Genomic DNA, 12,017 nt, shown 5'->3' with positions numbered 1-12,017 from the left:
CCTAAACAATCGCCCCACTAATGTCACATTGATATTTCCGCGGCGACCTGTCCCTCAGCGTGTGATCCAGTTCCTATTTTGAACTTTCCGACATACGGTCATTCCGGTTGCCAATCATCCGACGCAGCAGCACGTTTTGCTGTGATTCAAGACAAGAAGTCCTGGGAAATCTTTACCATGCGTTTGCACTTGTTCAAGGCTCTACCCTTCGCTCTGGCCGCCTCTTTCGCCCATGCACAATCCTTACCGGAAGCCATGCAACAGGCGCTGGATGTCCATCCGGAAATCCAGGCAGGGGTCAACAGTCGTCTGGCCGCGGATTATCAGTTAAAGGCTGCGAAAGGTGGATACCTGCCCAAGGTCGACCTGCTGGGTGGTTATGGCCGTGAGGGCACCGACAGCGTGACCACGCGCGCCAACGGTGGCGGCAACCACTGGGAGACGCTGAACCGCAGTGAGTCAAGTTTACGTCTCTCGCAAATGGTCTTTGACGGTTTTGCGACGTCGAGCGAAGTCGGGCGTCAACAAGCCACCGTCAACTCGCGCGCCTACTCCCTGCTGGGGACTTCCGAGCGCACCGCGCTGACCGTCGCCCAGGTGTACCTGGACGTGTTGACCCGCCGCGAATTCGTGCGTCTGGCCGAAGAAAACCTCAAGAGCCATCAGCGGATCTACGACCAGATTCAGCTGCGCACCCAGCGCGGCGTCGGCAGTGGTGCCGACCTCGATCAGGCCGAAGCGCGGATGGCCCAGGCGCGCAATAACCTGATCACCGAGCAGACCAACCTCGCCGACTCCGAGACCAACTTCCTCAGTGCCGTCGGCCAGATGCCTGACCAGTTGGAGCGTCCGGCGCCGTTCATGGCGATGATGCCGGCCAACCTCAATGAAGCGCGGCAGCAGATGCTGGAAAACAGCCCGATCCTGCGCTCGGCCGAGTCCGATATCGCTGCTGCCGAGAAGCAGTACGAAACCGCCAAGTCGACCTTCTACCCACGTTTCGATGCCGAGCTGGGTCGCACCGCCGACAACGATCTCGACGGTCAGAACGGCCACAACAACGAGTGGCAGGCCATGCTGCGCATGCGCTTCAACCTGTATTCGGGCGGCAGCAACAAGGCCGATCTGGAATCCAAGTCGTACCTGTCAAACCAGGCGCTGGACATCCGCAACAACGCCCTGCGTCAGTTGAACGAAGAACTGGGTCTGGCCTGGAACGCTCTGAACAACGCCAATGCGCAGGTGCCGATCGCTCAGCAGTACGTTGATCACAGCACCGCCGTGCGTACCGCCTACCAGCGTCAGTTCAGCCTCGGCGAGCGGACCTTGCTGGATTTGCTCGACAGCGAAAACGAGTTGTTCACCGCTTCGCGCCGTCTGGCTGAGATCAAGAACATTCAGTTATTTACTCAGTATCGAATCAAGGCGACCATGGGCGAGTTGCTCAAGAGCCAGGGAGTGGTCGCACCGTTGGCATCCGTCGTGCAGAACGATGTGAAGCCGAAGGTCCAACTGCCGGGTATGAATTGAGCAGAACCTTCATTGTTCAATTGTTAGCCAAGAGTGCCGAGCGTGGAATCAGAAGTCAGTCGAGTTCAACTCATTCATGATCCGCGCGCGATGCACGACGATCCGTTGCTGGATGGTCTGCTCGCTCTGTGCATGCTGCACCAGAAACCCGCCAGTGCGGCGATGCTCACCACCGGTCTGCCGCTGCCCAAGCAGCGCCTGAGCGTCGAGTTGCTGCCCCGCGCGGCGGCTCGCGCCGGGCTGCAGGGTCGGGTGCTGCAACGCAAGCTGGAAGAGATTCCGGCGATTGCCATGCCGGCGCTGTTGCTGCTCAAGGATGGCCGCAGCGCCGTCCTGCTCGGCTGGCAAGGTGACAACGAAGCCCGGGTGCTGCTCAGCGAAAGCGACGGCGGCGAATCGGTGGTCAGCCGCGAACTGCTGGCCGACGACTACACCGGCAAAGTGTTCTTCGCCCAGCCGCAGCACAAATTCGACGTCAACCACGGCACGCTGATCCCGCGTGCGCGCTCGTGGTTCCGCGACACCCTCAAGCGTTCGCGCTGGCTGTACGCCGATGCGATCGCCGCGAGTTTCCTGATCAACATCATCGCCATGGCCGCGCCGCTGTTCGTGATGAACGTCTACGACCGCGTGGTGCCGAACCAGGCCGAAGCGACCCTGTGGGTGCTGGCGCTGGGCATCACCGGTGCCTACATTTTCGATCTGATTCTCAAGAGCCTGCGCAGTCTGTGCCTGGATCTGGCCGGCAAGAAAACCGACCTGATCATCTCCGCGACGCTGTTCGAGCGCATCGTCGGCATGGCCATGAAGTACCGCCCGGCGCGGGTCGGCAGCTTCGCGCAGAACATCCATGAGTTTCAGAGCCTGCGCGACTTCCTCGCCTCGCTGACCCTGACCAGCCTGATCGACTTGCCGTTCACCATTCTGATTTTCATCGTCATTGCCATTCTCGGCGGGCATCTGGTGTGGATTCCGGTGCTGGCGTTCCCGATTGCGCTGTTGATCGGTTACGCGTTGCAGAAGCCGCTGGTCGCGACCATGGAGCGCACCATGGCCCTCGGCGCCGAGCGTCAGTCGAGCCTGATCGAAACCCTAGCCGGCCTCGACGCGGTCAAGGTCAACAACGCCGAAAGCGAACGCCAATACCAGTGGGAGCAGACCATCGGCACCCTCAGCCGCCTCGAGCTGCGCGTGAAAATGCTCTCCGGTCTGGCGATGAACATCACCTTGCTGATCCAGCAACTGGCCGGGGTGATCATGATCGTCTTCGGCGTGTACCAGATCATCGCCGGCAACCTGAGCATGGGCGGTCTGATTGCCTGCTATATGCTCAGCGGCCGCGCGCTCAGCCCGCTGGCCTCGTTGTCCGGTCTGTTGACCCGCTACCAGCAGGCGCGGGTGACCATGACTTCGGTTGACCAGATGATGGAGCTGCCGCAGGAGCGCAATTTCGAAGAGCGTCCGCTGAGCCGCAAGGTGCTGCAAGGCGCGATCGAGTGCCGTCAGCTGAACTTCACCTACCCGGAACAACAGAACCCGGCGCTGAAGAACATCAACCTGGTGATCCGTCCCGGCGAGAAGATCGGCATCATCGGCCGCAGCGGTTCGGGCAAGAGTTCGCTGGCGAAACTGCTGGTCGGCCTGTACCAACCGGATGACGGCGCGCTGCTGGTAGATGGCGTCGACATCCGCCAGATCGACGTCAGCGAACTGCGCTACAACATCGGCTACGTGCCGCAGGATATCCAGCTGCTGGCCGGTACCCTGCGCGACAATCTGGTCTCCGGAGCGCGTTATGTCGAAGACGAGCTGGTACTGCAAGCCGCAGAACTCGCGGGCGTGCACGAATTCGCCCGTCTGCACCCGCAAGGCTATGAACTGCAAGTCGGCGAGCGCGGGCAGAACCTGTCCGGCGGCCAGCGGCAGAACGTTGCGCTGGCGCGGGCGTTGCTGCTCAACCCGCCGATCCTGCTGCTCGACGAACCGACCAGCGCCATGGACAACACCGGCGAAGAACGCCTCAAGCAACGCCTGGCTGCCGTGGTTGAAAACAAGACCGTGGTACTGGTGACGCACCGGGCCTCGCTGCTGTCGCTGGTCGACCGCCTGCTGGTGGTCGACCGTGGACAGATTCTCGCCGATGGCCCGAAAGCCGCCGTGATGGAAGCGTTGAAGAAGGGGCAGATCAGTGTTGCTTAAGTCGGGTGTCAAAGAGTCGATCCGTCGCTACTTCAAGGGTTCTGCCTCGTTGCAGGGCCAGCCGCTGCCGGAGGTCAACAAGGCGCTGATCGAGGACGCCCCGCGCGTCGTGCGCCTGACCATCTGGGCAATCATCGGCTTCTTCCTGTTCCTGCTGCTGTGGGCCAACTTCGCCGTGATCGACGAAGTGACCAAGGGCGACGGCAAGGCGATTCCGTCGTCGAAGATCCAGAAAATCCAGAACCTGGAGGGCGGGATCGTTTCGGAAATGTTCGTCAAGGAAGGCCAGATCGTCGAGGCCGGCGCACCGCTGATTCGCCTGGACGATACGCGATTTGCGTCCAACGTCGGCGAAACCGAGGCTGATCGCCTGTCGATGCTGTTGCGCGTCGAACGCCTGAGCGCCGAGGTCGATGACCGTCCGCTGAACTTCCCGGAAGACGTGCTCAAAGCCGTGCCGGGTCAGGCGAAAAGCGAAGAGTCGTTGTACATCAGCCGTCGTCAGCAATTGCATGACGAAATCGGTGGCCTGCAGGAACAACTGATTCAGCGTCAGCAAGAACTGCGCGAATTCAGTTCCAAGCAAGCGCAATATCGTCAGCAACTGGGCCTGCAGCGCCAGGAAATCAACATGTCCGAACCACTGGTGGCACAGGGTGCCGTATCGCCGGTGGAAGTGCTGCGCCTCAAGCGTGCCGAAGTCGAAACCCGTGGTCAGCTCGACGCCACCACGCTGGCCATCCCGCGCGCCGAATCGGCGATCAAGGAAGTACAACGCAAGATCGACGAGACGCGCGGCAAATTCCGCAGCGAAGCGCTGACTCAGCTCAACGAAGCCCGCACCGACCTGAACAAGGCCCAGGCCACCGGCAAAGCGCTGGAAGACCGGGTCAGCCGGACGCTGGTCACCTCGCCGGTGCGCGGCATCGTCAACAAGTTGCTGGTCAACACCATTGGCGGCGTGATCCAGCCGGGCAGCGACATGGTGGAAATCGTGCCGCTGGACGACACCTTGCTGGTCGAAGCCAAGATCCGCCCGCAGGACATTGCCTTCCTGCATCCGGGGCAGGAAGCGATCGTCAAATTCACCGCGTACGACTACACCATTTACGGCGGACTGAAAGCCAAACTGGAGCAGATTGGCGCCGACACCATCACCGACGAAGACAAGAAAACCACCTACTACATGATCAAGGTGCGCACCGAGCGCAGCCACTTGGGCACCGATGACAAGCCGCTGCTGATCATTCCGGGGATGGTCGCGTCGGTGGATATCATCACCGGCAAGAAGTCGGTGCTGAGCTATCTGCTCAAGCCGATCATTCGGGCGCGGGCCGAGGCGTTGCACGAGCGTTAATTCTCTAGTGGTCATTACCGCCTCATCGCTGGCAAGCCAGCTCCCACAGAGTTTTCGGCTGGAACACGATTGTGTGCTCGACATCGGAAACTGTGGCAGCTGGCTTGCCAGCGAAGGCGCCAGTGAAGTTGCCCCATTACGCCTAGAAGTGACGCAAATCGTCACTCACCATCCCGTCCATTCCTCACCATCCGCCATATCGTTATTCATTAACGGTATTTAATTTCCAATTCTTATAGCTTTAAAGTCATCCACCTGCGTACCTGCCGACCAATCGGCGCGCCGCACGACCTGAACCGACACGCAATCCAGCGTGAGTGTCTGATCGACGTGCGCGCCTGTGAGCGCGCCGTGCGTGGGAGATTGAAAGATGTCCGCAGCTACTGCCACCCCAAGCGCCGCGACTGCCGCGCCGCAAACCTTTGAAATTCGTCCGTTCAGCGGTGCCGTCGGTGCCGAGATCATCGGCCTGGACCTGACCCGGCCGGTCAACGATCAGGACTTCGCGCGCATTCATCGTGCGCACCTGGATCACCACGTGGTGGTGTTCCGCGACCAGCGCATCACCCCGCAACAGCAGATCGATTTCAGCCGCCGCTTCGGCGTGTTGCAGATTCACGTGCTCAAGCAGTTCCTGCTGGCCAATCACCCGGAAATCCTCATCGTTTCCAACATCGTCGAGAACGGCCAGAACATCGGTCTGGGCGACGCCGGCAAGTTCTGGCACTCCGACCTTTCCTATAAAGAGCTGCCGAGTCTCGGCTCGATGCTGCATGCCCAGGAGTTGCCGTCCGAGGGCGGCGACACCCTGTTCGCCGACATGCACAAAGCCTGGGACAGCCTGCCCGAGGCGCTGCGCAAAGCCGTGGAAGGGCGATCGGCCGCGCATTCCTACACCGCGCGTTACAGCGAAACCAAATTCGAAGGCAACTGGCGTCCGACCCTGACCCCGGAGCAACTGGCGCAGGTCGCCGAAGTGGTGCACCCGATCGTCCGCACCCATCCGGAAAACGGCCGCAAGGCGTTGTTCGTCAGCGAAGGCTTCACCACCCGCATCGTTGGTCTGCCGGAGGACGAGAGCAAACAACTGCTGGCCGAGCTCTACGCTCACAGCGTGCTGCCGCAAAACATCTACCGCCACCAGTGGCAGCCCCACGACATGGTGTTCTGGGACAACCGTTCGCTGATCCACCTTGCCGCGGGCTGCCCCGCGCACCTGCGCCGCAAGCTGTATCGCACGACCATCCAGGGCGACGCGCCTTTCTGATTTGCCGGAGATTCGATCATGTCCAAACGTTTTCCATTTGCACCGCTGGCGGCGGCCATCGGCCTGGGTTTCAACCTGCTTGCCGGTAGCCTGGTGGTGCCAACCGTGGCCCACGCCGAAGGTGAAATCCGCATCGCCGAACAGTTCGGGATTGTCTATTTATTGCTCAACGTGGTGCGCGATCAGGGCCTGATCGAGAAGTACGGCAAGCAGCAAGGCCTCGACATCAAGGTCGACTGGACGCAGCTCTCGGGCGGCGCGGCGGTCAACGATGCGCTGTTGTCGGGTTCTATCGACATTGCCGGCGCCGGCGTCGGCCCGCTGCTGACCATCTGGGATCGCACCCACGGCAAGCAGAACGTCAAGGCAGTCGCCTCGCTCGGCAACTTCCCGTACTACCTGGTCAGCAACAATCCCAAGGTCAAAACCATTGCCGACTTCACCGAGAAGGACCGCATTGCGGTGCCGGCGGTGGGCGTGTCGGTGCAGTCGCGCTTCCTGCAATTCGCCGCGGCCAAACAATGGGGAGACAAGGAATTCAATCGCCTCGACAAGTACACCATCGCCGTGCCGCACCCGGATGCGACCGCTGCGCTGATTGCCGGCGGCACCGAGCTGACCGGGCATTTCTCCAACCCGCCGTTCCAGGATCAGGCGCTGCAGAATTCCAACGTGCACGTGGTGCTCAACTCCTACGACATCCTCGGCCCGAACTCGCCGACGGTGCTGTTTGCCACCGAGAAATTCCGCAACGACAACCCGAAAACCTACAAAGCTTTCGTCGAGGCGCTGAGCGAAGCCGCGCAATTTGCGCAGAACGATAAGGGCGCGGCGGCGGACACCTACATCCGCGTGACCAAGGCCAAGATCGACCGCGCCGAGCTGCTGAAAATCATCGACAACCCGCAATTCGAATTCAGCGTCACGCCGAAAAATACCTATCCGCTGGCCGAATTCCTCTACCGCGTCGGCGCGATCAAGAACAAACCGGAGTCGTGGAAGGACTACTTCTTCCAGGACGCCAAACCGCTGCAAGGGAGCTGATCGAGATGAACGCCCCTTTGCAAGGCCACGCGGCCAGCAACCCGGTCGCCAGCACGCAAGCGCTGCTGGCGGTGGATAACGTCAGCCTCGAATACCGCACTCCGCAACGGGTGGTGCGGGCCACCCATCAGGTCAGCTTCGAAATCGATCCGGCGGACCGCTTTGTGCTGCTCGGCCCGTCCGGCTGCGGCAAGTCGACTTTGCTCAAGGCCGCTGCTGGGTTCATCGCACCGAGCGAAGGCGAGATTCGCCTGCAAGGTCAGCGCGTCGAGGGACCCGGTCCGGACCGGATCGTGGTGTTCCAGGAGTTCGATCAACTGCCGCCGTGGAAAACCGTGAAACAGAACGTGATGTTTCCGCTGCTGGCCTCACGAACCTTGAACAAAAAAGAGGCCGAACAACGTGCGCTGCACTATCTGGAAAAAGTAGGGCTGGCGGCGTTCGCCGATGCCTATCCTCACACCTTGTCCGGCGGCATGAAGGCGCGGGTGGCGATTGCCCGCGCGCTGGCGATGCAGCCGAAAATCCTTCTGATGGACGAGCCATTCGCCGCGCTGGATGCGCTGACCCGGCGCAAGATGCAGGAAGAATTGCTGCTGCTCTGGGAAGAAGTGCGCTTCACCTTGCTGTTCGTCACCCACTCGATTGAAGAGGCGCTGGTGGTCGGCAATCGCATCTTGCTGCTGTCGCCACATCCGGGGCGGGTACGCGCTGAAGTGCACAGCCATCAATACGATCTGCAAAGCCTCGGCGGCGTGGCGTTTCAGGAATCGGCACGGCGCATTCACCGCTTGCTGTTCGATGAAGGCCAGTCGCCGGAGACCGAGCGTGACCATGACTTCAACGACATTCGTATCGCTTATTGAGCGTTCTGGAGGATTGCCCGATGAGCCAACCATCGTCTGTACGACAAGAGTTTGAAACCGTCCTTGAACCATTGACCAGCGTGCCGCTTGAGCGCGAATTGCCGTTGGCGCAACGCCTGTGGCAACAGGGCTGGTTGCGTAAGAGTGTGATCCTGATTCTGCTGGCGATCCTCTGGGAAGTGATCGCCCGGGTGCAGAACAACGACCTGTTGCTGCCGAGCTTTCTGCAGACCGGCCATGCGCTGTACGACGGCCTGCTCAGCGGCGAGCTGCTGGGCAAGGTGTGGATATCGCTGGTGGTGCTGATCAAGGGTTACCTGATCGGCATCGTCCTGGCATTCGCCCTGACCACGCTGGCGGTGTCGACCCAGTTCGGTCGCGACCTGCTGAGCACCCTGACCTCGATGTTTAACCCGCTGCCGGCGATTGCCTTGCTGCCGCTGGCGTTGCTCTGGTTCGGTCTGGGGCAGAACAGCCTGATTTTCGTGTTGGTGCATTCGGTGCTGTGGGCGCTGGCGTTGAACACCTACGCAGGCTTTCTCGGCGTCTCGGAAACCCTGCGCATGGCCGGGCGTAACTACGGGCTGAAGGGCATGCGTTTTGTGCTGTTCATCCTGATCCCGGCAGCGCTGCCGTCGATCCTCGCCGGGTTGAAAATCGGCTGGGCGTTTGCCTGGCGCACGCTGATCGCCGCCGAGCTGGTGTTCGGCGCCACCAGCGGCAAGGGCGGGTTAGGCTGGTACATCTTCCAGAACCGCAATGAGCTGTACACCGACAAGGTGTTTGCCGGATTGGCGGTGGTGATCCTGATCGGGTTGCTGGTGGAGAATCTGGTGTTCGACACGCTGGAGCGGGTCACTGTAAAACGCTGGGGCATGCAGCGCTGATGTGTATTGACTGAGCTGGCCCCATCGCTGGCAAGCCAGCTCCCACAGGAGTTTCGCCGGCCATAGACTTTGTGGAAGCTCACAATCCTTGTGGGAGCTGGCTTGCCAGCGATGGCGTCCTTGCAACCACCACCAGACTTGAGGGATGTTTGCTAGCATTGCACCCGGATCAATTCAGATCAGCCATGAGTGCTCTGCATGCAACTCCCGGACATGAATCTCCTGGTCGCCCTCGACGCCCTGCTCGACGAAGGCAGTGTGGTCGGCGCCGCGCGGCGGATGAACCTCAGCCCTGCCGCCATGAGCCGCACCCTGACGCGTATTCGCGAAGCCATTGGCGATCCGATCCTGGTGCGCGCCGGTCGTGGCCTGGTACCCACCCCCAAAGCCCTCGAATTGCGCGAGCAGGTGCGCGATGTGGTCGAGCAGGCGGCGTTGCTGTTTCGCTCCGCCGACAGCGTGGATTTGGGTACCTTGCGGCGGCGTTTCAGCATCCGCGCCAACGACTTTTTCATCGGCGTGTACGGCGGCAAGCTGTTCGACACCCTCGACCAGCAGGCCCCGCACTGCGAATTGCGTTTCGTCCCCGAGGGCGATGGCGACGACGAAGCGCTGCGTGAAGGACGGATTGATCTGAGTGTCAGCAACACCCGTCCGGTGACCCCGGAAGTCAAAGTGCAGAACCTGTTCTCCACGCATTTTGTCGGTCTGGTGCGTGAGGATCATCCACTGCTCGACGGCGAAATCACCGCCGAGCGTTATGCCGGTTATTCGCATATCAGCATGTCGCGCCGTGGCATTGCTCGCGGCCCCATCGACACTGCGTTGAACGCCTTGGGCCTGGAGCGGCGGGTGGCAGTGATTGCGCCAAGCTTCCACGCGGCGATGTTTGCCTTGCCCGATTCCGACCTGATCCTGCCGGTGCCCAAGGAAGCGTTGCTCAGCGTGCGCCGACTGGGCCTGAAGCTGCGCTCGTTCAATCTGCCGATTCCGTTGCCGACGCTGATGCTGACCCAGGCCTGGCACCCGCGCTTCGACAAGGACCCGGCGCACCGCTGGCTGCGCGAAACGCTGAAGGCCTGTTGCGATGAGACGTGGCTGGCCGCGCAACCCTGAAAGTCAAAAGATCGCAGCCTTCGGCAGCTCCTACAGGGAAGCGCAGTCCGTAGGAGCTGCCGAAGGCTGCGATCTTTTGCTTTAAACAATTGTGTCTGACGCACTTATAACCTGCCGATAAGTCAATTTTCGTCAGCAGTAAGCCTTACTAAAATGCTCCGGTATTTTTCCCTCCGGAGTGTGTATTCATGACATCCCTGACCGTCCCGGCGCCCGTCGCTGCGGCCAGTCCGGCGACGGCGGCCACGCCACCGGTGTTTGGCGCGCGGATCATCACCGGCCTGGTCGGCGTGCTGCTGGCGGTGCTGGTCTCGGGCCTCAACGAGATGGTGACCAAAGTCGCTTTGGCCGACATCCGTGGTGCGCTGAACATCGGTTACGACGAAGGCACCTGGCTGGTGTCCTGCTACGCCGCGACTTCGGTGGCGGCGATGGCGTTTGCGCCGTGGTGCTCGGTGACGTTTTCCCTGCGCCGCTTCACCCTCTGCGCGATCAGCCTGTTCACGCTGCTCGGCGTGCTGTGCCCGTTCGCCCCGAACTACGAAAGCCTGTTGCTGATGCGCACCTTGCAAGGGCTGGCCGGCGGCGCGTTGCCGCCGATGCTGATGACCGTCGCCCTGCGCTTTCTGCCGGCCAATTTCAAACTTTATGGCCTGGCCGGCTATGCGCTGACGGCGACGTTCGGCCCGGGTCTTGGCACGCCGCTGGCCGGGTTGTGGAGCGAATACGTCGGCTGGCAATGGACGTTCTGGCAAATCATCGTGCCGTGTCTGATTGCCATGGCGATGGTGGCCTGGGGCATTCCGCAGGATCCGCTGCGCCTGGAACGCCTCAAGACGTTCAACTGGAAAGGCCTGCTGCTGGGTTTTCCGGCGATCTGCATGCTGGTGATCGGCTTGCTCCAGGGCAATCGGCTGGACTGGTTCGAGTCGAGCCTGATCTGCGCATTGCTCGGCGCCGGCGCGCTGTTGCTGCTGGCGTTTCTGATCCATGAATGGTCGCAGCCGATTCCGTTTTTCAAGCTGCAGATGCTCGGTATTCGCAACCTGGCGTTCGCATTGATGACCCTGGCCGGGGTGCTGGTGGTATTGCAGGCGGTGGTGCTGATTCCGTCGAGCTATCTCGCGCAGGTGCAGGGTTATCGCCCGGTGCAGACCGCGCCGATCATGTTGATCGCGGCGTTGCCGCAGTTGATTGCGCTGCCGCTGGTGGCGGCTTTGTGCAACCTGCGCTGGGTCGATTGTCGCTGGGTGCTGGGCATCGGTTTGAGCATGCTCACGCTTTCTTGCCTGGGCGGCTCGCTGCTGACTTCGGAGTGGATCCGCGACAATTTCTACGTCCTGCAATGGCTGCAGATTTTCGGTCAGCCGATGTCGGTGCTGCCGCTGTTGATGCTCTCCACCGGCAGCATCCAGCCGCAGGACGGCCCGTTCGCTTCGGCGTGGTTCAACACGGTGAAAGGCCTCGCGGCGGTGATCGCCACCGGCGTCATCGAGGCGCTGACCACCGCGCGCCTGCATTTTCACTCGACCATGTTGATCGACAACCTCGGTAATTCACCGTTGGCCGATCGCAGCGATCCGGGCCTTGCCCATCGCCTGCACGAACAGGCCGTGGTGCTGACGTCCTCTGATCTCTATGTGTGCATGGCCGGCGTCGCGGTGGCGCTGATTCTGCTGATTTTCTGGCTGCCGACGCGGATTTTTCCGCCGCGCGCGCCGACCTGATTGCTTCACAGATACCGAAGGTTT

The 12,017-nt window shown here is 61.3% G+C and carries 9 protein-coding genes; all 9 read left to right on the top strand.

Features of this window, described 5'->3' with window-relative positions:
* The first annotated feature begins 177 nt into the window (after window positions 1–177).
* Window positions 178–1,530 (top strand): TolC family outer membrane protein, encoded by a 1,353-nt coding sequence (locus AB1J88_RS19985; protein ID WP_041070916.1) that lies wholly within the window; start codon window positions 178–180, stop codon window positions 1,528–1,530.
* A 42-nt stretch (window positions 1,531–1,572) separates the two neighbouring features.
* Entirely contained in the window at window positions 1,573–3,729 is a 2,157-nt protein-coding gene (locus AB1J88_RS19980) for a type I secretion system permease/ATPase (RefSeq protein ID WP_027611114.1), read from the top strand.
* Entirely contained in the window at window positions 3,719–5,086 is a 1,368-nt protein-coding gene (locus tag AB1J88_RS19975; protein WP_041070920.1) for an HlyD family type I secretion periplasmic adaptor subunit, read from the top strand. The genes AB1J88_RS19980 and AB1J88_RS19975 overlap by 11 nt, the downstream gene beginning before the upstream one ends.
* Window positions 5,087–5,456: 370 nt before the next feature.
* A complete protein-coding gene (locus tag AB1J88_RS19970) occupies window positions 5,457–6,353 on the top strand; it encodes a TauD/TfdA dioxygenase family protein (RefSeq protein ID WP_430291812.1) in 897 nt (298 codons plus the stop codon).
* 18 nt (window positions 6,354–6,371) lie between these two features.
* Window positions 6,372–7,397 carry an ABC transporter substrate-binding protein gene (locus tag AB1J88_RS19965; RefSeq protein ID WP_430291811.1) on the top strand — a complete coding sequence of 342 codons (1,026 nt, stop codon included), beginning with the start codon at window positions 6,372–6,374 and terminating at the stop codon, window positions 7,395–7,397.
* A 5-nt stretch (window positions 7,398–7,402) separates the two neighbouring features.
* Entirely contained in the window at window positions 7,403–8,263 is an 861-nt protein-coding gene (locus AB1J88_RS19960) for an ABC transporter ATP-binding protein (RefSeq protein WP_430291810.1), read from the top strand.
* 20 nt (window positions 8,264–8,283) lie between these two features.
* Complete coding sequence (locus AB1J88_RS19955; protein ID WP_108181302.1) at window positions 8,284–9,150, top strand: ABC transporter permease; 867 nt, start codon at window positions 8,284–8,286, stop codon at window positions 9,148–9,150.
* Window positions 9,151–9,348: 198 nt separating this feature from the next.
* On the top strand, window positions 9,349–10,266 hold the full coding sequence (locus AB1J88_RS19950) for a LysR family transcriptional regulator (RefSeq protein ID WP_041070933.1): 918 nt from the start codon (window positions 9,349–9,351) through the stop codon (window positions 10,264–10,266).
* Window positions 10,267–10,454: 188 nt separating this feature from the next.
* On the top strand, window positions 10,455–11,993 hold the full coding sequence (locus tag AB1J88_RS19945) for an MFS transporter (RefSeq protein ID WP_041070934.1): 1,539 nt from the start codon (window positions 10,455–10,457) through the stop codon (window positions 11,991–11,993).
* Window positions 11,994–12,017 lie beyond the last annotated feature (24 nt).

Origin of the sequence: Pseudomonas sp. S8 (genome assembly GCF_050473925.1) — a bacterium.
GTDB classification, from domain to species: Bacteria; Pseudomonadota; Gammaproteobacteria; order Pseudomonadales; family Pseudomonadaceae; genus Aquipseudomonas; species Aquipseudomonas parakoreensis.
Note: the sequence above shows the minus strand (reverse complement) of the source record. Positions and strands in the feature narration are given on the sequence as shown.

Excerpts from the sequence above, each read along its gene's own strand:
- AB1J88_RS19970 (WP_430291812.1), top strand. The coding sequence starts at position 5,457 with ATGTCCGCAGCTACTGCCACCCCAAGCGCCGCGACTGCCGCGCCGCAA.
- AB1J88_RS19960 (WP_430291810.1), top strand. The coding sequence starts at position 7,403 with ATGAACGCCCCTTTGCAAGGCCACGCGGCCAGCAACCCGGTCGCCAGC.
- AB1J88_RS19950 (WP_041070933.1), top strand. The coding sequence starts at position 9,349 with ATGCAACTCCCGGACATGAATCTCCTGGTCGCCCTCGACGCCCTGCTC.
- AB1J88_RS19955 (WP_108181302.1), top strand. The coding sequence starts at position 8,284 with ATGAGCCAACCATCGTCTGTACGACAAGAGTTTGAAACCGTCCTTGAA.
- AB1J88_RS19985 (WP_041070916.1), top strand. The coding sequence starts at position 178 with ATGCGTTTGCACTTGTTCAAGGCTCTACCCTTCGCTCTGGCCGCCTCT.
- AB1J88_RS19945 (WP_041070934.1), top strand. The coding sequence starts at position 10,455 with ATGACATCCCTGACCGTCCCGGCGCCCGTCGCTGCGGCCAGTCCGGCG.
- AB1J88_RS19965 (WP_430291811.1), top strand. The coding sequence starts at position 6,372 with ATGTCCAAACGTTTTCCATTTGCACCGCTGGCGGCGGCCATCGGCCTG.